This window comes from Streptomyces chilikensis (assembly GCF_001642695.1).
Classification (GTDB): Bacteria; Actinomycetota; Actinomycetes; order Streptomycetales; family Streptomycetaceae; genus Streptomyces; species Streptomyces chilikensis.
Window position 1 is genome coordinate 1 of the sequence record NZ_LWCC02000142.1, and the last position, 20,546, is coordinate 20,546.

Annotated in this window: 16 protein-coding genes and 3 pseudogenes; 5 read left to right on the plus strand and 14 right to left on the minus strand. The window is 71.8% G+C overall.

Annotated elements, in window-relative coordinates; genetic code table 11:
- From A2U95_RS27360 to A2U95_RS27370, 3 genes are all read right to left on the minus strand, one after another.
- Nucleotides 1–365, minus strand: a 365-nt coding sequence (locus tag A2U95_RS27360; protein ID WP_166027914.1) for a CBS domain-containing protein, incomplete at its 3' end; no start/stop codon positions are given.
- 400 nt (nucleotides 366–765) lie between these two features.
- Entirely contained in the window at nucleotides 766–1,395 is a 630-nt protein-coding gene (locus A2U95_RS27365; protein WP_166027916.1) for a DoxX family membrane protein, read from the minus strand.
- A gap of 1,162 nt (nucleotides 1,396–2,557) precedes the next feature.
- Nucleotides 2,558–3,250: a response regulator gene (locus A2U95_RS27370; protein ID WP_166027918.1), complete on the minus strand. Its 693-nt coding sequence runs from the start codon at nucleotides 3,248–3,250 to the stop codon at nucleotides 2,558–2,560.
- Nucleotides 3,251–3,379: 129 nt separating this feature from the next.
- Between A2U95_RS27370 and A2U95_RS27375 the strand changes: the two are divergent.
- Nucleotides 3,380–3,736: pseudogene (locus A2U95_RS27375) on the plus strand (transposase); the annotation flags it as partial.
- Nucleotides 3,737–3,875: 139 nt separating this feature from the next.
- Here the strand turns inward: A2U95_RS27375 and A2U95_RS27380 are convergent.
- From A2U95_RS27380 to A2U95_RS27420, 9 genes are all read right to left on the minus strand, one after another.
- Entirely contained in the window at nucleotides 3,876–4,460 is a 585-nt protein-coding gene (locus A2U95_RS27380) for an SMI1/KNR4 family protein (protein WP_166027920.1), read from the minus strand.
- A 395-nt stretch (nucleotides 4,461–4,855) separates the two neighbouring features.
- Complete coding sequence (locus tag A2U95_RS27385) at nucleotides 4,856–5,218, minus strand: MazG-like family protein (protein ID WP_166027922.1); 363 nt, start codon at nucleotides 5,216–5,218, stop codon at nucleotides 4,856–4,858.
- Between the two features lie 61 nt (nucleotides 5,219–5,279).
- Nucleotides 5,280–6,008 carry a class I SAM-dependent methyltransferase gene (locus A2U95_RS27390; protein ID WP_166027924.1) on the minus strand — a complete coding sequence of 243 codons (729 nt, stop codon included), beginning with the start codon at nucleotides 6,006–6,008 and terminating at the stop codon, nucleotides 5,280–5,282.
- 252 nt (nucleotides 6,009–6,260) lie between these two features.
- Nucleotides 6,261–7,301, minus strand: coding sequence for a phosphotransferase enzyme family protein (locus A2U95_RS27395; protein WP_240958234.1), 1,041 nt, complete (start codon nucleotides 7,299–7,301; stop codon nucleotides 6,261–6,263).
- Entirely contained in the window at nucleotides 7,298–7,495 is a 198-nt protein-coding gene (locus tag A2U95_RS27400) for a hypothetical protein (protein WP_166027926.1), read from the minus strand. The genes A2U95_RS27395 and A2U95_RS27400 overlap by 4 nt, the downstream gene beginning before the upstream one ends.
- Nucleotides 7,492–9,396 (minus strand): ABC transporter ATP-binding protein, encoded by a 1,905-nt coding sequence (locus A2U95_RS27405; protein ID WP_420857070.1) that lies wholly within the window; start codon nucleotides 9,394–9,396, stop codon nucleotides 7,492–7,494. The genes A2U95_RS27400 and A2U95_RS27405 overlap by 4 nt, the downstream gene beginning before the upstream one ends.
- Nucleotides 9,397–10,089: 693 nt before the next feature.
- Entirely contained in the window at nucleotides 10,090–14,718 is a 4,629-nt protein-coding gene (locus A2U95_RS27410; protein ID WP_166027930.1) for a caspase, EACC1-associated type, read from the minus strand.
- A gap of 2 nt (nucleotides 14,719–14,720) precedes the next feature.
- Nucleotides 14,721–15,200: an effector-associated constant component EACC1 gene (locus tag A2U95_RS27415; RefSeq protein ID WP_166027932.1), complete on the minus strand. Its 480-nt coding sequence runs from the start codon at nucleotides 15,198–15,200 to the stop codon at nucleotides 14,721–14,723.
- Between the two features lie 250 nt (nucleotides 15,201–15,450).
- Entirely contained in the window at nucleotides 15,451–15,864 is a 414-nt protein-coding gene (locus A2U95_RS27420; RefSeq protein WP_166027934.1) for a MerR family transcriptional regulator, read from the minus strand.
- Between the two features lie 63 nt (nucleotides 15,865–15,927).
- Here A2U95_RS27420 and A2U95_RS27425 point away from each other — a divergent pair, with 63 nt between their 5' ends.
- Nucleotides 15,928–16,542: a hypothetical protein gene (locus A2U95_RS27425; RefSeq protein WP_166027936.1), complete on the plus strand. Its 615-nt coding sequence runs from the start codon at nucleotides 15,928–15,930 to the stop codon at nucleotides 16,540–16,542.
- 325 nt (nucleotides 16,543–16,867) lie between these two features.
- Here the strand turns inward: A2U95_RS27425 and A2U95_RS27430 are convergent.
- Nucleotides 16,868–17,224: pseudogene (locus tag A2U95_RS27430) on the minus strand (transposase); the annotation flags it as partial.
- A 135-nt stretch (nucleotides 17,225–17,359) separates the two neighbouring features.
- On the opposite strand from A2U95_RS27430, the gene A2U95_RS27435 reads away from it, so the two are divergent.
- Together A2U95_RS27435 and A2U95_RS33035 are read left to right on the plus strand one after the other, a co-directional pair.
- The gene (locus tag A2U95_RS27435) at nucleotides 17,360–17,695 is read left to right on the plus strand and encodes a hypothetical protein (protein ID WP_166027902.1); all 336 of its coding nucleotides are present in this window, start codon (nucleotides 17,360–17,362) and stop codon (nucleotides 17,693–17,695) included.
- 407 nt (nucleotides 17,696–18,102) lie between these two features.
- A pseudogene (locus A2U95_RS33035) lies at nucleotides 18,103–18,995 on the plus strand (IS3 family transposase); the annotation flags it as partial.
- A gap of 251 nt (nucleotides 18,996–19,246) precedes the next feature.
- On the opposite strand, the gene A2U95_RS27455 reads toward A2U95_RS33035, so the two are convergent.
- A complete protein-coding gene (locus tag A2U95_RS27455) occupies nucleotides 19,247–19,648 on the minus strand; it encodes a RidA family protein (RefSeq protein ID WP_166028386.1) in 402 nt (133 codons plus the stop codon).
- A gap of 101 nt (nucleotides 19,649–19,749) precedes the next feature.
- Here A2U95_RS27455 and A2U95_RS27460 point away from each other — a divergent pair, with 101 nt between their 5' ends.
- Entirely contained in the window at nucleotides 19,750–20,133 is a 384-nt protein-coding gene (locus A2U95_RS27460; protein ID WP_166027938.1) for a winged helix-turn-helix transcriptional regulator, read from the plus strand.
- Nucleotides 20,134–20,546: the final 413 nt, after the last annotated feature.

Sequence of the window (20,546 nt, forward strand, 5' to 3'; positions counted from 1 at the left end):
TGCCGCCGCACCATGGTCCGGGCGGCCTCGGCGACGCTCTCGTCGGCGCGCACGGTGACCGGCGAGGGGGTCATCAAGCCGCCGGCGGTCCGCGCCCGGGCCTTGGCCGCCCGGCGCCGGGCGGCGGGCGTCAGGGCCGGGAACCGGAACCCGCGGGCCGGTTCGTGAGGGAGCGGCGCCTTCACCTGGTGGGCCATCAGGTCCGACTCGGAGACGACGCCCACGACGTGCTCGTCCTCGTCGACCACGGGCAGTCCGCCGATCCGGCGCTCGGCGAGCAGCCGGGCGACCTCCTTGAACGGGGTGTCGTACGCGGCCCGGACGACGTCGGTGGTCATGACCGCACCGACCTTGGTCTGCTTCATCTCAGTTCCTCCTGGGTGTGGGCGGTGCGAGGACGGGGTCTCGGGCCGGTTCGGTGCCGGCCGTGTCTGCGCGTCGGGCACGGTGACCCTGGCGGGTACGGCGGGAGCGGAGCGGAAGCCGCCTCGGCGAGGACGCCGCCCCGGGCGGGTCCCGCGGACGGCTGGGGCGGCGTGCGGGTCGGAACCTGGACCGCGGTCGGCCACTCCTGGGCCGGGCACGACGACGGGGCAGTGGGCGTGGTGCAGGACCCGGTGTGCCACCCGTCCCAGGGTGATCGTTCCGGGCATGGTGCCCACCTTTCTGAGACGTGTGGTGTGTGTTCTCCCCGGGCCCCGGTCCGTGGACCGGGGCGGTGGGCCGGTGCGGTGGGCCGTTCGCGTCCCACCGCACCGGCGGGGTTCAGCGCAGCCACCCGTGGTCACGGACGACGGGGAGCCGGGCCCACAGCCGGCCGAGGCCGAGGGTGTCGCCGGCGGAGGCGGCGGCGAGGGCGACCAGCAGCACCGCGTAGATCAGGTGGTAGTCGACGAACGGGTTCGTCGACATGCTCGGGGAGCCGTCCGACAGGTGCTGGGCCGGCGGCCACTCGGCCACCCACATCAGCGCCATCATCACGGTGCCCGCGAGAGCGCTCAGGCGCAGCGCGACCCCGGCGGTCAGGGCGAGGCCGATGCCGAGCAGGCCGAGCATGAACAGCCAGTCCGCCCAGGCCGCTCCGGCCCACGAGTGGAAGGTCGTCTCCATCGGCCCGACGGAGACGTGGCCGAGGAATCCGACGGTGGGCGAGCCTCCGTCGATCCATCCCTTGCCGGAGGGGGTGGCGTAGCCGAGGCCGAACGTCTTGTCGAGGAAGGCCCACAGGAAGACGAAGCCCATCAGCAGGCGGGCGGTGGCGAAGGCGTAGGCCCGTGCGGTGCGCGTCCGGGTGCGGGCCGACACGGCGGCCTCGGATGCGGCGGAGCTCCGGTGGCGGCGCAGGGACGGCAGGTGCCGGCCGACGGTGCCGTTCGTGTGCTGGTGCACGGCCATGATGGGTTTCCCTTCGAGGGGCGGTCCGGTCGTTCCTGACACCACTCACTCTCCCGCCTGCCCGTGCCCCGCACCGGGTGCCTGATGGGTCATCGCACGGGACCGAACGTCCCTTGCCCGCCGGGACGTTCGGTCGTGGGGTCCCGGACGCGAAGGGGCGGCGGCCGGGAGGACGGCATGGCGGTCGCGGGAGGGCTGCTGCGGGTGCGTGGGAGAAAGGGACCCCGAGGTGACCCGGCCCGACGTGCACGGGACGGCCGGGGACGGAGAGCGCCCCGGGTCCCGCCCCGACGACGACCGCCCCGCCACGGGACCTGTCCGGGGCGGGGCGGGGGCGGTGACGGACGGTCAGGGGGACGGCACGCGTCCTGAGCCAGGGGAAGTCACGCGGGCCGGGGGCGTCTTCCTGCTCGCAGCGGACGTCGGGTGCCACGTCCGTGGGGTTGCCCGGCGTGCGGTGGGAGACCACCCGCGCAGAGCGCGACGCGGGCGGGGGCCAGGTGCGGCACCAGGACGGTGAGCGCCGGTTCCGCGACGCGCGGGACGGTCCTCGGCCGTGCAGAACTCGGCCGGCACCGACAGCCCGCGCCGTGTGATGCCGTGACGGTGGAGGTACCCGCCCGCCCAATGCGCCGCACCAGACGCGATCGACGCGACGAGGAGTGGTTCCAGCGGGGTGGGTGCGGTGTCCTTGCCTGCGGCTTCCACGGGCCGGTCGACGGCCGGAACGTGACCGCGTACCCGGATCCCGAAGGCGGCCCCCGCAAGGGGTGTCACCACCACGTGTCCGGGCCGACTGCCGTCGCCACCGGGGTCCACGGGCCCGCGCCTCGTCCAGAAGGCTGCGGGCGTACTCGCGACGCACCTCGGCCGACGGCACCAGCACGCCCAGCCCGGACCCCAGGGCGAAGACGGGGGTCTGCCGTACCGAGGCGTGCACCAGACGCAGAGGCACGTCACGCAGCAACGCTTCGCGGGCCGCCCAGTCGGCGGCAGCCAGGGTTTCCGGCGAGCCGTCCGTCCCGTGGTGATGGGGCGGTCATGGGGAACCTTCTTCAAGTTCAGCCAGTTTTCGCCGATCCCCGTGCTCGGGGGCAAAGGCCAGCGACCCTCACCTGGCGGCCGCTGTCCCCGCCCGGCGGCCGACGGTCCCCTGCCCCGTTCAGTCGCCCTGCTGCCGCAGGCGGTCCTTGGCCTGGGTGGCGATGACGGCCGCCTGGATCCGCCTCTCGACACCGAGCTTGGCCAGCAGCCGCGAGATGTGGTTCTTCACCGTCTTCTCCGCGAGGTAGAGCCGCTGGCCGATCTGCCGGTTGGTCAGTCCCTCCCCGATCAGGGCAAGGATCTCGCGTTCGCGCCCGGTCAGCCCGGGAAGGTCCTCGGACTCCTCCTCCTTCGGCTGCCCGTCCCGCAGCCGCGCCATCAGCCTGGCGGTCGCACTCGGGTCGAGCAGCGACTGGCCACGGGCGACCGCGCGCACGGCCGACACCAGGTCGGAGCCCCGGATCTGCTTCAGCACGTAGCCGGAGGCCCCCGCCATGATCGAGTCCAGCAGCGCCTCCTCGTCGTCGAACGAGGTCAGCATCAGGCACGCCAGGTCCGGCATGCGCGACCGCAGCTCGCGGCAGACGCTCACACCGTCACCGTCCGGCAGGCGCACGTCGAGGACGGCGACCTGCGGGCGCAGGGCCGGTATGCGCACCAGAGCCTGCTCGACCGTGCCGGCCTCACCCACCACGGTGATGTCCGGCTCGTCGTCCAGCAGGTCGTGCACCCCCCGCCGCACCACCTCGTGGTCGTCCAGCAGGAAGACCCGGATCGGCTCCGGTGGTCCGGGCCGCTCGGCGTCCGTCATTTCACGCTCCCTGTTTCCTGTCATCCCGGAGCCCGTTCCCGGACCCGGCGGGTGATACCCGTGGCCATCCTTCTCACTCCCGCCCCGAAAGGCCAGAGCCGCCGGCTGCCGGGCCTGGGTTTCATCCCGGCCGTGCACGACTCCACCGCCGGCGCCCGCCTCCTTGACCAGATCGCCGCCCACCACCCCCGCGTCACCAAGGACTGGGCCGACTCCGGCTACAAGAACGCCGCCGTCGAACACGCCGCCACCCGCGGCATCGACCTCGAAGTCGTCCACCGCACCCCCGGCAGCCACACCTTCACCGTCCAGCCCCGCCGCTGGGTCATCGAACGCACCCTCGGCTGGCTCATGCACCACCGCCACCTCGCCCGCGACCACGAGACCCACCCACACCGATCAGCAGCCATGATCCACATCGCCGCCATCGACCTCATGAGCCGCCGACTCACCCACGAAACCACCCTCAACTGGCGCGGCACCTAATGTCTTGTGCGATTCATCTCTGCATCCCGAAGGGGCTGTGGCCTCGGGGACGCAAAGTGATTCGACCTGTGGGGATGGTGCTCTGTGCAGACTTACTCTGCGTTTTCCCTGCCCATGGAGATCACCGTGTGCGTCACGTTCAGTTGCTGACGTCGTTCTTGATCTGCACCAGTGCCTCGTCCCAAACGTCCCCTCCGTCCGCCCAGGTCCACAGCCATTGACGCAGAGACGGTGCCGCGTAGCACAGGCCATCGTGAGGGTTTTGGCCCCATTCCGGTACCCAGCCGTCGGCGTCCCGGAGAAGCACCGGATTGTCGATCGCTATCAGGGAGACGTACCACTCCATGGTGCAGCCGCCACCCGTCAGGAAGAACCACGAGGCCGGTGGCCCCCATCCTGGCCGCTGGTCGTGGACGGCGGTTGCGCAGGGCCAGTCCTGGACGTCCCAGTGCGGAATGCTGCGCGGTATCAGTGATGCGAGGCCGCCATCCGGCCCGAATCCTCCGTCCCCGATCTCGGTGTAGATGCGCCGAAGCAACTCGGGCAGCCGATGCCCGAGCTTCTGTTCCGCGTGCTCGACTTCGGCCATCGTGACAGGTGGGAAGGGCTTGTCCGGGAGGCCTCCGCGGGAAGGAATCGCGCCTTCCGCACCCCATGCGAGTGCGTGCAGCCTCTCCAGAAGCGCGTCGTCGTCCGCAGCAGTTCGGTGGGTGGGGTCGGTCACGAGCCGGAACTGTAGCGGGGAGGCTGGAGAAGCCCTGCGTTGGGCGTGCCGGCGGGTGAGGGCGGTCGGCCAGGGGGGTCTGCGGCGGTCTTCCGCTTGCTCACGGGATCTCCTGGGGACGGGTGAGGAGAAGGTCGGCCGCCGTCGCGAGGGTTCCGGTGGGGCCGTCGTGTCGTGGTTGAGCGTGACGGAGTGGTGGGGCAGCCGCATCAGGTGGCTGGCGGAGGGCTCCCCAGGATGCATAGGGTCGCCCGGCCGCTGCCACAGGCTCGGGTTCCGGGCCGGGCGGAGCCGCAGGCGGCGGTCGTCCTCGCCAGTGCCGTGGGAGCAGCCGTGGACGGTGGCCTCGGGAAGGGCGGCGATGTACTGCTCGGGAGGGTGCCAGACCATCGCGGTCACACCGCCCGGGGCTCGGCCGGGGCGGCTGGTGCGGGCAGGAACTTCTCCGCCTTCGAGGCGAGCTGCTCGCGGAGGTAGGCGGCCGCGTCGTCGGGGCGCATCCGCTGGAGTGCGACGAGGCTGGTGACGACGACGTCGGCGACTTCGGCGTGGACGTCGCTCCAGTCGGCGGGGATGTGTTTCTTGCGGGGGTTGGTGCCGCGTGCGCCGATGACGGCCTGGGCCGCCTCGCCGGTCTCCTCGGCGAGCTTGAGCACTTGGAGCGTCCACTGCTCGTGCGGGGTGAGGCCGAGCCGGTCGTCGTGGTCGTCGAAGTGTCGGGCGAGTGCCTCGATGGTCTGCCGGACGGAGGGGTCCATCGTGATCGGTCCCCTTCGGACGGGTGTCGTGTCGCGGGTCGGACGGAAGGGTCGCGCGGTGTCAGCCGGGGTGGCGGGCGCGCAGGAGCGTGCAGGTGACCGAGTCGCCCTCCTTGGGTGAGGCGAGGAGGTCGACCTGGTCGACGAGCAGCCCGCAGTCGGTGACGAGCGACTCCCAGAGCGCGGGGGCCAGGACCCACATGTCGACGGTGACGGGCCCGATCCCCTTCAGGTGGAGGGCCTCGGGCCGGGCGGTGACGGTGTCGTACGGGCCGTCACCGGCGGAGTTGGTGTGCAGGACGGAGAAGACGAGCCGTCCGCCGGGCCGGAGGGCGCGGGTCAGCGCCGGCAGGACACGGCGCGGGTCGAGGTAGGACAGCCCGTGGGCGGAGAGGACGACGTCGTACGGCTCCGCCCGCTCCAGGTGGTCGACGGCGTCCGCGTGGATCAGCCGCAGACCGGGCCGGCCCCCGAAGCGGGCGACGGCACGCTCGTGCTGGGAGCGCGCCCCTTCGACCGCGTCCACCCGGGCGCCCGAGGCGGCCAGGTGGGCGGCGAATCGGCCCGTGCCGGAACAGAGGTCCAGCACGCGGCGTCCGGCCAGGTCACCGAGGATCTCCTCACCGGGGCCGACCTCCTGCCAGTACCCCCAGTACACGCGCTCGGGCTCGGGGATTTCCGTCCGCGCGGTCAGGTGGTGGGTGCCGTAGGCGGTCCACCGGAGGAGGTTGCGCCGCTCGATGCCGGACGGCACGGTCCCGGTGGGTGGGGAGTGCGGGTGGGTGCTCATGGCCGGTTCACTTCCGTGTGGGCGTGTCCGGCGCGGATGCCGGTGACGGCGGCGCGCGTACGGGACACCAAGGGGTGGAGAGGTTGTCGGGGTACCGCCACCGCCACCGCGGGCGGCGGTCCGGTGCGCACGGTTCCGGCTGTCCCGCCCGGGCGTGGGCGCGGAAGACGAGTCGCACGCGAGTGGCCCGTCAGGTAACGGCGGAAGTCCCGGTACCGCCACGGCGGCGTGCCGGCCACGAGGACGGGAGGGTCAGCACAGGACGTCACGCAGTACCTCCTCGGCCTCGTCGAGGTGTTCCCGCAGCACCGACCCGGCCTGGTGGCGGGCCCGCCCGTACGCCTCGAGCGCCGGAGTGACCGCGGCCGGGTCGTCCAGCGGTTCGGACAGCGGATAGACCGAGCAGGCCAGGTGGCCCGCGGCCACGCGGGGTACGGCGAGCAGATCCGCGGTGGGCAGGGCGGGATTCGCGGCCCGGTAGGCGGTGAGGGCCGTCGCCAGGCCCGGTATCCAGTCGTCGGGACGGGCCAGGACGGTGCGCGGATCCAGGACGATCCGTCCGAGCTCCCAGGCGGCGCTCCGGGGCCGGGGCGGCCGGAAGTCGATCACAGCCGCGACCTCCCGACCCCGCAGCAGCAGGTTGGGAGAGGCCAGATCACCGTGGACGACCTGGACCGTCAGTTCCGGCGGCAACGGCTCCAGCAGGACCGCCACCCCGGGCAGCGCGCCGAGCCGGTCGGCCGCCGTCTGCCGGGCCCACCGGCCGAACTCGCTCGCCACCGCTGCGGCCGTCCAGCGGGCGAGAAGCCCGCGCAGGCGCCGCTCGGCCCGTTCGACATCGCACACCTGGCGTGCCGGGACGGGGCGGGGCGGGCCGGCCGGGTGATGTGCGAGGGCGCGGTGGAGGCGGCCCAGGGTCTCGCCGACCGCGGCCCACCGGTCGCCGAAGAGCCCGCCCTCGGCCGTCTCGGCGTCCTCGACCCAGGCCGACACGGACAGCGACAGGCCGTCGGCTGCCGCGACGAGACGCCCGTCGGGGGCCGTGGGCCGTACCGCCGGCACGGGGACACCGGCGCGGCGGGCGTACTCGCCCAGGGCGAGTGCCTGTTCCTCGGCCGCCGGATCGGTGCCGTCGGGGTAGGTCTTCACGAACCAGCGGCGGCCGTCGAGGTCCTCGGCCAGGTAGTTGCGGGTCGCGGTCCCCGAGGGTCCTTCGCCGATCGACGCGGGCGTGAACCCGTAGTGGACCGAGAGAGCCCCGGCGATGTCCGGCGCGGTGGGCGGAAGCGTCACGTCTGTTCCTCCCAGCCCAGCTCGGTGTAGGCGCGGCCTTGCGCGATGCCGGTGACCGCTTCCCGCGCGTAGGGGACGATCGGTTCGGGCGGTCCCGGCGCGGCGAGCAGTCCGGCGAGGGCGTCGCGTTCGGCCGGGTGACGGATGAGGTACGCCTCGACGGTCTCGCGGAGGTGGGTGTGACCGGGTGTCATCGGGCTTCCTCGTGGTCGGAGGGCGAGGTGGTGCGCGGGCCGGGGAGCTCGGTGCCGGGGATCGCGGTGTCGGGGGTGAGGCCGTACTGGGCGGCCTGCGCGGCGAACATGCCCTGGTAGAGGCCGCCCTCGGTGGCCATGAGCTGCTGGTGGGTGCCGTGTTCGACGACGCGTCCTTGGTCGAGGACGTAGATGTGGTCGGCGTTCATGGTGGCGGCCAGGCGGTGGGTGACGAGGACGACGGCGTGGCCGTCCTGGGCGAGTGACCACAGACCGTCGAAGGCGGCGATCTCCGCGTGCGGGTCGAGGGCCGCGGTCGGCTCGTCGACCAGCAGGACGGGCGCGTCGCGGTAGAGGGCGCGGGCGGTGCCGAGCTTCTGCCACTGCCCGCCGGACAGTTCGACGCCGCGCTCGTAGCCCTTGGTGACGATGGAGTCCCAGCCGTGCGGCAGCTTCTCGACCACGTCGGCGATGCCGGCGTCCGCCGCGGCCCGGTGGACGGCGTCCAGGTCACGGGGGCGGTCGCCGGCGCCGAGGGCGACGTTGGTGGCGGCGGTCATCTGCCAGCGCGGGAAGTCCTGCGCCAGCACGCCGACGGCGGCGAACACCTCGCCGCGGTCCGCCTCACGCACCTCGACCCGCTCGCCGCGCCCGCCTTCCCACCACACCTTTCCCTCACCGGGAAGGAGCAGCCCGGCGAGGATCTTCGTCAGCGTGGTCTTGCCCGAGCCGTTCATCCCCACCAGGGCCGTCACCGCGCCCCGGCGGATCTCGACGCTCACCCCGTCCAGGGCGGGCACGTCGGCGCCGGGGTAGGTGAAGCTCACGTTCTCGGTCCGCACCGCCCGCACCGGCGCCGGGAGTGGGGCGCCGGTGCGGGGAATGGCGTGCCGGGCGGCGGTCTCGATGGCGTCCTCGGTGTCGGTGAGGAACAGCAGCTCCTCGTACAGCCCGTTCACCTGCTGCACCAGCGACGACAGCCGCGACGTCGACGTCTGGATGGCGACCACCGCCGTCCCGCCCACCGCCAGCGGCAGCCCGCCCGCGGACAGCAGCCACCACAGCACCCCGTAGCAGCCCAGCGACGCGACACCGGCGAAGCCGCCCGCGACCAGGTCGGTGGCTGCCTGCGCACGTGCCAGACGCCGCTGCTCACCTTCCATCTGCCGGGACATCTCCTCGTACCCCGCCAGCAGGCGGGAGCCGACCGCGTGCACCCGGATCTCCCCGGCCGCGTGCCGCTGGGTCAGGTTCATCAGCAGCGAGGCGATCGCCCGCCGGTGATCGATCCAGTGCAGCCGCGAGATGTACTCCCGCCGTGCCGAGCGGACCGCGCCCCACCCCTTCGGCACGGCGACGACCAGCAGCATCGGCAGCAGCGCCCAGTGCAGCGACACCAGCACCACGGCCGCGGCCACCATGCCGATGACCACGCCGCCCACCCCGACCGACAGCCGCAGCATGTTCCGGGCGGAGTCGGTCCCGAACCTCCCCGCCTCCAGGATCCGCTGCACGCCCGGCTGCTCGGTCGCCTCCACCTCCACCTCACTGACCGCCGCGTGGTACCGGGCCGACACCGCGCGCTCCACCTGCGGCTCCAGCCGGCCCGACATCGCGGTCGACCACGCCGCCAGCAACGCCGACACCACCCCCGTCACCACCAGCACCAGCAGCGACGGCAGTGCCTCCCGCAGCTTCCCGGCCGTCGGGCCGTCCGCGAACAGCTCCGTCAGCACGCGGTTGACCGCCACCAGCCCCCACGCGGCCGTCACCCCCTGCCCGAGCTGCGCGACGATCACCCCGGTCAGGGCGCGCGGGTCGGCCTGCCATCCGGTCCGCAGCACCATTCCCACCATGCGCGGCAGGGCGGCCGCCATGTGCCCGAACCCGAGCCGGGCCATCGATCCTTCGTGACGGACGAACGAGTAGTCGTAGCGCAGCCGGCCGCCGAACAGCTCGCGCTCGGCGTCGGAGATCGTTTCCTCGGCGGCTGCGGCCTTCTTGCCGTGCTCGGCCGGGTCCGTGGAAGCTCTGGACGATGTCAACGTGCCCCCTCCTGGAGTGAACGGGCGGTGCACCGGGCCCAACGACACAGACCCGAATCTCGAACACACGTCTTTCGGACGAACAGCGCACCCCGGACCTGGGCGGGTCAGCGAAGGTGCGCGATGCACGGACCCTTGCGGCGCGGGAGTGCCTGCCGAGCGGCGGATGGCCAAAACGCCGGTGGCCCAGCGGTGGGGTGGAGAGCCGTGGGACCGGCTCGCCCTCCCGCAGGACGCACGCCACCGCGTTCGCCGGAGCGGCGCCCGGCCCGTCCGGCCCGTCCGGCCGGATCCCCCGCCACCGATCGGCCGTTCCACGCCTCGAAGGCGACGGTCCTCTTCTTGCTGCGCTTCGAAGGCGCCGGTCCCCTTCTCGGTCATGTCTCGCACGGGCTTCTCCGCCTCGTCGAGCGCCCGTCGTACCCGGGTGGACGCCCCTCGGCCGATCCTCGGTGGTTCCGCATCGCGGACGAAGGCCGGGTCAGGGAAGTCCCGGCCGCTGCCGGGCCCGGCCGGGACGGAGAGGCCGGCCACCGGTCCTGACGCGGGTCAGCCGCAGGAGCTCCGGTGTTCCAGATGCGGGAACAGGACCTGCCACCGTTCCTCGGGCACGCTCATGGGGAAGGACTCGCACATCGCCTCATGCAGCCGGTCGGCGTCGAAGTCGAGGAAGTACATCGCCTCCCCGTCGTCGTCGTCGATGACCGCTCCCATCCAGCGGGGCTTTCCGCCCGGCGAGCCGGCGGGGGGAACCACCACGGATTCCACTCCGTCCAGGCGGACGAACGCCGGGGTGTCCCACCGACCGTCCTTCCCGACGGACCACAGACTCGGAGGGTTGCCCGTCACCGCGAGGCGGGCGTCCGCCGTCAGCCGGATCGAGCTCACCTGGTGATCGAGCCGGATGGCCCGCTTCCTGCGGGGCGCGAAGGGGTCGGTGACGTCCCAGAACTGGAGGGTGCCGTCGCCCAGTGAGGTCGCCAGCTCTCCTTCCACGGTGGGCATGTAACCGCCCGGCGCGGCCGGCAGTTCCGACGCTTCGGCGGGGTGGCCGGGCCGGGACACGTCCCACAGCCGTACACCGGCACCCACCGATTCGGTGAGCAGCAGCCGTGAGGACGAGACGAAGCCCGCTCCGGCCCCTGACGCCGCCTCCTCGATCAGGCCGCCCTCGCGCGGACGGGCCGGGTCGGAGACGTCCCAGAACCTCAGGTGCCGTCCGTCCTCGATCGTGGCGAGCGTCCGGTCGCCCGCGAACCACGCCTGCCCGGTGTTGAACGGCTGGGTCTTCAGGGGCAACTCGATGCTGCCGCGACGGACCGGCTTCATGGGGTCCCGCAGGTCCCAGAGCGTCACCCCGCCCTCCTCCCGGGAGCCCGCCGCGAGCAACCGGTTGTCGGGGCTGACGACGGCGACCGGCGTGTCGGCGGTGACCGGGACGGGTGTGCTCCTGCGCACGGCACCGTGGTCACCGAACGACCAGAGCTGGAAGGTGTGCTCCTCGCCTCCGGCCCAGTGGTGCGCGAGCAGCACAGGGGAGTCCAGGCGGGTGAGGAAGTACTTCGCCTCCCACTTCTCGGGCATCGTGTGGCGCGCCATGGGCGCCGCGGGGTTCCGGACGTCCCAGACGCGGGTGGCCCCCCGGCGGATGTCCTGGGTGAGGACCAGGGTGCCGTCCGCCGTGAAGGCGCCGGTTCCCGCTTGGGCGCCGGAGGACGGGCTGCCCGGGACGGACGGCGCCCAAGGGGTCTCGGGCCACAGCTGTATCTCACCGCCGACGTCGCCGGCGGCCAGGTACGTGCCGTCGGGGCGGTAGGCGACCGCCCGGGTCTCCTCCAGCGCGGGCAGCCGTGCGAGGTTCGCCGACGTGGAGTCCGCCAGCCGGGAGACGTCCGCCGTCGCGTCGATCCGGTTGACGCCCGCGCTCCTGTTGGCCGCGGCGAGGAACCGGCCGTCGCGGCTGAAGGCGAGCGACGGGGTGTCGTCCCGGGTGAACGATTCCCAGTCCTCCATCCGCACCCGCCGTAGCTGCCGGCCGTCCACGACCTCCCACCAGGCGACCTTGGACCAGGCACCGGCCGCGACGACCAGGTCCTGCCGCGGATGCGCCGCCACCGACATCACCGTGTCGGCCGGTTCCGTGTCCCGCAGGACGGGGCGGGCGGCATCGCGCACGTCCCAGAGCCGGACCTGTGCCGGCTGCTTGCGGCCGTCCCGGTCCTCGCCGTTGCCGTTCCCGGTCACCAGGCCGTGCCCGTCGCGGGTGAACGCCAGCGAGATCAGATCGGCCGACGCGACCTCGCGGTCGGCGCGTTGCCGCGGGGAGGCCGGGTCGCGCACGTCCCAGAGCCGGAGCCGCCCGTCCTGGCTGCCCGCGGCCAGGGTCCTGCCGTCGCCGCTGAACGCGACGCTGTACGTCCTGGCCCCGTCCAGGACGGTCCGGGACACCTGCCGGGGCCGCTGCGGATCCTCGGTGTCCCAGAGCGTCAGGGCCGTCGGCGACACGGCGGCCAGCAGCGGGCGCGTCGGGTGATAGGCCAGCGCCGCGTTGCCCTCCGCCTTCCACGCGTCCGCCTCGACCGGCACCGAGGGCTTCGTCACGTCCCACAGCTGGATCCGGCCGCGCCGGTGACCGGCGGCCAGGGTCCGCCCGTCAGGGCTGTAGGCCAGGTTGAGGACCGGTTCGCGGTGTTCCCCGGCGGGCGCCAGCCGCACCGGTGCGAGCGTCGTCGCCGCGGCGTACAGGCTCGACCGGGTCTCCGGCGTCCGGGCCGTCCGGTACGCGGCCAGGCTCAGGTGCAACGCGGTCTGCGGATCGCTGGGCCGCAGCTGGTCCGCCTTCGTCGCCAGTTCCCTGGCGATGAGGTCGAGTTCACGTTCGGCGGCCCGTCCGTTCTCGCGGAACGCCCAGCCCGCGAGGACCGACGCCACCAGTGCCAGGGCCGACAGCCCGGCCACCCATGCCCGGGTGACCAGCCGCCTGCGCCGCTGCGCCCGGTCGCTCGCGTCGACGAAGTCCCGCACCACGGGCCGGACGGGAACCTGCGGCACCGCGGCGGCCGCCGAGGACGTGGGGCCGGCGGACTCCGCCCGCCCCGGGCGGCGGCCGGCGGCGTGGCCGACGAGACGACGGGCCTGCTCCAGGCTGTCGTCCTCCCAGAGCCCGCTGCCGTTCTCGGCCCACGACTCGGCGGCCTCGGTCAGCCGGCGCAGTCGCAGCAACTGGTCGCGTGCCTCTTCGATCCAGCCGGTCAGCCGCCGCCAGGCGTGCAGCAGCGAGTCGTGGCCCAGGCGCGCCGAGCCGTCCTCGTCCACCACCGCGAGACGCGCGTCGGCCAGCCGGCGCAGCAGGTCCTCACTTCCCGCGGTCTCCTCGCGGCTTACGGTCCGGCGCACCAGCCGTCCTTCACCGTCGGCCACCCGCACCATCGCCAGCATCAGCTGCCGCAGCCGGGCCCGGCCGCTTTCGTCGAGACCGTCGTGGATGCGCTCCGCCGTGCGGGCCACGGCGTCCCGGATGCCGCCCGTCTCCTGGTAGGCGGCATGGGTCAGCTCCGTGCCGCGACGGCGCAGCCAGATCTCCCGCAACACGTGGGCGAGGAACGGCAGCGCGGCCGCGTCACCCGCTCCGCCGCCCCCTCGTTCCTCGGTCACCTCGCGGCACAGCAGTTCGGGGACGCCGGGTTCCCAGCGCAGGCCCACCTGGTGGGCCGGGGCGACCACGGCGGCCTGGATCTCGGCCTTCCCCAGGGCGGGAACGGTGAAGTGGCCGGCACCGGCGAGCGGAGCCAGGTACGGGTCCTTCAACAGGTCGTCGTAGTAGTCGGCCCGGAGGGCCAGGACGATGCGGGGGCCTTCGGCCGCGGAGAGGACGGTGGCGAAGCGCCGCCGCTCGTCGGGATCGTCGCAGTGGGTGAAGTACTCCTCCAGCTGGTCGACGACCAGCACCGAGGGCGCCCGGCGGCCGGCGGGGAGCCCGCTGCCGACGGTGGCGCCACCGGCCTCGTCGGCACCGCCGTCCTCGGAGGCGCCGGCGGGGAAGCGCCCCCGCTCCATCTCCCGCACGGTCTCGGAGACGGGAAGCCCCACCGCCGCCGCCCAGTCCTCCGCCAGCGTCCTGAAGGGACGCTGCCCCGGCGACGGCACGATGCGTACCGGTCCGAGCCCCGCCGACTCCGCCTCGACGCCGAGTCCGGCCCGCAGCAGCGAGGACTTCCCCACCCCCGACGTGCCGATGACCAGCAGCGGGCGGGCCGGCCGGGTGTCCGCCAAGCGCCCGAGCAGAGCCCGCGTCACCTCCTCGCGGCCGAAGAACCAGCGGTGCTGTTCGGGCAGGAAGGGCACGAGACCCGGGTACGGGCACACCGCGTCCGGGTCCTCCGCCGGCGGTCCGGGCTCCGGTTCCGGCCGTGACGGGTAGCGGCGGTTGGCGGTGAGCACCAGATCGCCCATCCGCGCGGTGCCGCCGCCGTACGGCCGGGCGGCCGCGCCCTGGAGCCTCTGGTCGAGCAGACGGTAGGCCCCGGCCAGCGTCAGCCATTTCGCGCCGCCCGGGTCGCCCTCCCGCAGCAGCCGCAGCAGGTGTCCCGTGAAGAGGGTGAACTCCGCGTCCGGTGGTGCGTAGGCGAGCGTGTTGCGCTGGGTGGCGGCCAGCAGGTAGCTGCCGTCCGGGCGGGAGCCGCCGAACAGGTCCGCCGACGGCGGCCGGCCCGGTTCCCGCGCGTTGCCCGCGAAGCAGCAGTCCAGGATCACCACCGGGTCGGCGGCGCCGTCGCTCAGGTACCGCTCGACCTCCGCGTACGGCACCGCGTGGGCGGTGTCGGTGAGGGACCTGGTCGCCGCCGTCGCGAGGTAGGGCCGTCCGCCGGGGCCGCGGAGTCCGTGGCCGATGAAGCAGAACAGGACCGCGCCTCTGCCCGGGCGGCCCTCCGCGGGCGCCGCCCGGTCGACCGCCTCCGTCAGGGCCTCGAGCACCTCGCTGGGCGACGTCGGGTCGGTGAGCAGGGTGACCCGGTCCTCCATGCCGCACACCGTGCTCAGCGTCTCGGCCAAGGCCTCGGCCGATGCCACCGCGGAGGGGAGGCCGGGAAGCAGGTCGCCCGGATGACGGCCCGTCCCCACCACCACCGCGTGACAGGCGGGTGCCGCCAGGTCACCCGTCACGCCCGGTAAGGCCATCGTCAGCTCACCCCGTCGTCCCGGCCACGGTCTTCGTCCCTCCTGCCGCCGCCGTCACCGTCCCCGTCGGTCCGGCCGGCCTCCTCGGCCTTCTCCCCGTCGTCGCGTTCATCGCCCAGTTCCCTGACGATCTGCCGGGCCAGTTCGGCCGCGCCCTCGGCGGACAGCCCGCGCACCCGCTCGGAGGACACGACGATCCGTGTGCCGTCCGGCCGGCGGATGGTGACGGTCTGGTTCCCGCGCCGCGTCTGGAGCCACGCGACCACCGCGGCCCCGAACACCGCGACCGTTCCCTCGGGTTCCAGCAGAAGGGTGACCAGCTCGTACAGCGCGCCCATCTCGCCGTCGTCCGGGCGGCCGGGCGGCTCCCGCAGGGCGACCGCGCGCAGCTCCGGATCCTCGCGCAGCCAGGCGTACAGATCGTCTGCCTCCGCCACCGGATCGGCATGGCCGGCCGCTTCCACGGCCAGGGTGACTCTCACTCTCGTTCCTCCCCCGGAACTCCAGCGCCCTGACGTCCGAGACGTCACAGAGAACAGAGAGGGGCAACCTAGCAGCACACGCGTTCAGGCGACAGCGGTTACCAGGCCGTCTCCGGTCATGCCCTGACCGGCGGCCGGCGGCCGGCGGCCGGCGGCCGGCGGCCGGCGGGCCAGCGGCAGGGCCGGTGTCCTGCGCCAGGAGTTCGGTTGATGAGGAGGCTGTTCCTCTTTCGAACCCCGGCGCAGGGTTCTAACTCATCCGGTCGACAACCTCGCAGAGCTTGCCGGTAGAGGTGATCTCCGTCAGGTAGCCGCGCAGTGCGGCCACTCGGCGCTCAGCCTCGTCCATCAATTCGTGAGCGATCTTGGCCCAGTCGTCGGGCTGGGGATCAGGGGGCAAGTCGGTGAGCAGTTCTGCGATCTCGCGAACGGTCAAGCCGATGCCCTGGGCCAACTTGGCCACCTTGATCCGACACGCCGCCGACTGATCAAAGACCCGGTGGTTGACGCTGGTTCGTTCTGCCTCGATCACGCCGTACCGCTCATAGAAGCGCACTGCCGAAGTGGCAATTCCTGACTCCCGAGCGACGTCGCCAACAGTCAAGCCGGCTTCGCGTGGACCAGCGGCCGGCGGCGCATCAGCCAGATTCCTGGTGTCTGCCATGACGACACTCTCCCACCGCCGGGGCCTTGCCTTCAACAAATGTTTAACGTCCAGAGTGGAGGCATGACCGATCAGCAGAACCAGGCCCGAGCGATGCGGCCAACACAGGTTGCCACTCACCATGACGATGCCAAAGCCCGAATTGACAGCTGGTGGCGGTTGCCCACGGCAGCAGAGGCGGACAAAGCCGCTCGCGGCGCACTGGAGGCGATGCCCTGGTCTGACGGGCTGATCCAGTTCTCGGTGCTTCACTCGCCGGGAGAACCGACACTGTTCCTCCAATCGCTGTGGACCACCGCCGCCGCACGCGACCACTACGTTCACCACGTCGCGCCGATCCCTCGCGCGACGATCGACGACCGGTTCCCCGACATCGAGCGGGATCGGTCGCTGACTGAGATTGTCGCTGTGGTTGCGCACGGCGACACGGTCGCGGAGAAGTGGATAACACGGCGGCTTCCCGCCACGGACGACGCGAGCGCCCAAGCGCTGGTGGCACGGCAGACAGCCCGGCTGCGCGGCGAAAAAACGCAGGGTCTGGTCCGCGCCACGCTCGGAGTCGGCCGCGACGAGGACGGAAATCCGACCGAGGTCATCGTCATCGAAGAATGGTCCGGCTCGACTCACTCGGACGTTCTTGCCTATGAGCCGTTCGGCGCCATCACTCCGGCGGTCTAGCGTCCTGCGCCGGGAATTAGATCAAGAGTCCCCTCCGCACAGCCCAGTACGATCCGGCACCGATGCGTCAGAGCCTGGGCGGACGCCGCGGAGGACGGCGATGAGGTGGTGTGGCTGACACGCTCGCTGCCGTGACGCCTGACCGACGCGTTACCGCCTCCACGCCGCCGGGCCGAGGATGCCGAGGAGGGGGTCGACGGATGCGCCGGTTGACGACTGGTGAGGCCTTGTCAGGGATCGTGCACGAGGCGCTGGGGGTCGCGGCCCGTGTCGTCGGGGTGGAACGGTTGCGCGGCGGGAGCAAAAAGTGTCCCTGTGGTTTTCGTCAAGCAGTCGTGACCTTGGGCGGTTCGTAGAAGGTGCCGTCGCGGAGCATGGCGAAGAGGACGTCGATGCGGCGTCGGGCCAGACGGACGAGCGCTGCGACGTGGTGTTTTCCCTCGCGTCGTTTCTTGTCGTGGTAGGCGCGTGAACCGGGCTGGAACAGGGAGGCGAACGCGGCGAGGTGGAAGGCGCGCTTGAGCTGTCGGTTCCCTCGCCTGGAAGGGCGTTCACCGTGGATGGACGAGCCGGATCTGCGGGTGGCTGGCGCGAGGCCTGCGTAGGCGGCCAGGTGCCCGGCGGTTGCGAAGCCACCGCCGTCACCGAGATCGACGAGGATCCGGGCCGCGGTCCTGACCCCGGGTCGTAGGGAGCCTTGGCGACAGCGATGCCGCCGGTGTTCCGTGACCTCCTGCAGCGTGCCGGCGCCGGCACGGATGCCGTCGCATGCCTGCGTTCCCTGACGGAGAGGCTCCGGGCACCGGATCAGCAGCCGGTGGACGACTACGAACTGCTGCCGATGGCCCGCTGGGAGATCGGCGTCATGTTCCCGCACCTTGCCGGTTTGGGAGTCAACTGGGTGTACGAGGGGGATCACGCAACCCTTGAGGACTTCCTTCAGGCCGCTGTCGAGTCCGAGCACCCCTTCTGCGGCGCGTTCCTGACTCCGCTCACCGCCGAGGCCCAGTCCGCCCTCGTGCTCTTTCCCGGCGGGCAGGCGATGACCGCCGTCCTGACTCCCGTCATCGGCTGGGCGATGCCGGAGGCCCTGCACGGGCTGCTGCGCACCGTCGACGACCACATGCGGCGCGGGCACGCTGCTCTGCCCTGATTCCGCATCCTGCCGAGGAAGCCATCCATCATGCCGTCCAGGTGGGATTCCCGCTGTGCGGGAGCGACTGACTCGGACCTGCCCGGTCGATCAGGGTCGTGGACGGTTGGGCATGATGCCGGGGTGAGCATCATCGTCGAGTTCTTCGCGGCTCCGGACGACGCGTCAGCGGCTCTGGTTCTTCAGACCGGACCGTGACGCGCATTCGAGTCGCTCTCCTTCGGCAACTTCGATCCCGAAGAGGGGACTGCTGCAGGGTTGGGTGACACCTGACCTGGCTTGCTGAGAAGCGGCCTGGAAGGATGTTCGCAGTGCCCAAGCCCTGTCCCCAGGAGTTCCGCGAGAACATCGTGCGGGTCGCGCGCAACCGCGAGCCCGGCGTGACGCTGGAACAGGTGGCCGCCGACGAAATGATGCACCCGCTCGTCCGCGAGCTGGCCGCCGCCGATGCGCCTGCGAGGGTGCCGGTGGCGGTGACGTGCCGGGTGCTCGGGCTGGCCCGCCGGCCCTACTACCGGTGACTGGCCTGTCCGGTCACCGACGCGGAACTGACCGGGGCCCACCGGGCCAACGCCCTGTTCGACGCCCGCCGCGACGATCCCGAGTCCGGCCACCGCTTCCTCGTCGACGAGGCCCGGGCCGCCGGCCAGGCGACGGCCGAGCGGACCGGATGGCGGACCTGCCGCGACAACGGCTGGTGGAGCGCGTTCGGTAAACGCAAGGGCCGCGGCAAGAAGCCAAGGCGGGCCCGCCCGTCCACGATGATCGGGTCCGGCGCAACTTCACCACTGCGGCACCGAACCGGCTGTGGCTGACCGGCATCACCGAGCACGCCACCGGCGAGGGCAAGCTGTACCTGTGCGCGGTCAAGGACGGGTACTCCGGCCGGATCGTGGGCTACTCCATCGACTCGAGGACGAAGTCCAGCCTCGCGGCGTCCACCCTGGAATCCGCAGTCGCCCGCCGTGGCCAGGTCGCCGGACGCGTCGTTCACTCCGATCGCGGATCGCAATTTCGCTCACGGAAGTACGTGCCCGTTCTCGCAGGTCACAGCCTTGTCGGTTCGATGGGAAGAGTCGGTTCGGCCGGCGGCAACACGGCCAGGGAGAGCTTCTTCGCGCTGCTGCAGAAGAACGTCCTCGACCGCCGCCCCTGGCGGACCCGGAACGAACTCCGGATCGCCATCGTCACCTGGATCGAACGCACCTACCACCGCAGACGGCGCCAGCTCCGCCTGGGCCGATTGACGCCCGTCGAGTACGAAACCATCATGACCCCTCACACAGCACTCGCTGCGTAAATCCCCACTGTCACCCGATCACGCAGCAGTCCCCCCGGATCTTTCACCGGCTGATCGAGGAAGACGGCGCCGACGTGTCCTACGCGTTGGTCAGGGGCTATGTCGCCGGCCGGAAGCCTGAGATCGCGGTGGAGGCGGGCGAGGCGCCTATCACGGTTCATCCCGCACACCCATCCGCCCGGTATTGAGGCGGAGGCCGACTTCGGCGACGTGGCCGTGGAACTGGCGGGAGAGCGTGCGAGGAGGAGACCTCAAGCGGGCAGTTTCGTGTCGATGACGAAGCTGATTTCGATGACCTGGCCGGGCAAGGTCAGTTCAGGGACGCCCAAGACCGTGCTGGCCGGGCGGTGGTCGCCGAAGTACCCGAGGTTGCCCTCCGCCGTCGCCGCGGCGTTCTGCCGCAGGTTCACCACGTACAGGGTCTGCGAGACGATCTGGTTCCGGGTGGTGCCGTAGTGGTCCAGGACCTTGTCCATGTTGGTGTAGGTCTGCTTGAGCTGGGCGGCGAAGTCGCCCGCGTGGAGGAACTCGCCTGCCTCATCGAACGAGAGCTGTCCAGAGACGTGGATCAGCTCGCCGGACCTGATCGCCTGTGAGTAGCCGAAGTCGCTCTCGGCCGGCACGTTGTAGTTGAAGACGTCCATGGTGTCCACGGTGCTCACCCTTCCGGTTTGCTCTCTTGTGGTTACTCAGGAACTGTAGGAGAGTGACGGTTGACCTGGAAGAACGCACTTTTCGGTGACTGAGGAACCTAATGGTGACCAAGCAACTGCTCAAGGGCCTGCCCGAGGACGCCGACCTGCGGCGCGCAGACTCCCTGGCGCGGGAGATCTTCTCGGACGTCGCCAACAAATGGGCGCTCCTGATCATCGAGGCGCTCGGCGAGCGCACCCTGCGCTTCAGCGAGCTGCGAAGCGAGGTCGAGGGCGTCAGCCACAAGATGCTCACCCAGAACCTGCGCATGCTGGAGCGCAATGGCCTGGTCGACCGGAAGGTGCATCCCACTGTGCCGCCGCGGGTCGAGTACACCCTCACCGAGCCGGGCCGGGGCCTGCGCACCGCGGTCGACGCCATATGCGGCTGGACCCACCAGTACCTCGGTCACATCGAGAGTGCACGCGGCCGTTTCGGCGCCTGACGGGCACGCGACGACACCCTCACGCGTTGCGCGATTCCTTGATCGATCTCACATCGGTGGCACCGACGTGGCCCGCGCTTCACCTGATCGGGCTACCGAATCATCCTGTGCCACAGATTCAGGGACAGACGTGTCACAGGCGGCTGACCGTCCCATGGACTTGCTGCTGTTTCTCGTGAACATCCATGAACCTCAAGATCACCGAATGCTGCCCGAACCAGCAGACAAGCACCGCTGCTTGAAGTGAACGAAGCCAACCAAGAGCATGGCAGAAGGCTGGGGGGTCTCCACGCCCGCCTTCGGTCCGGCACGGCACAGGTGGAAGGCCAAGCCGGCTTTGGCTCGGTGCGCCAGCCGCTGACCGGGCCACCATGGGCCCGCGAGGTCATGGCCGGACAGGCGGGCGTGAGGGA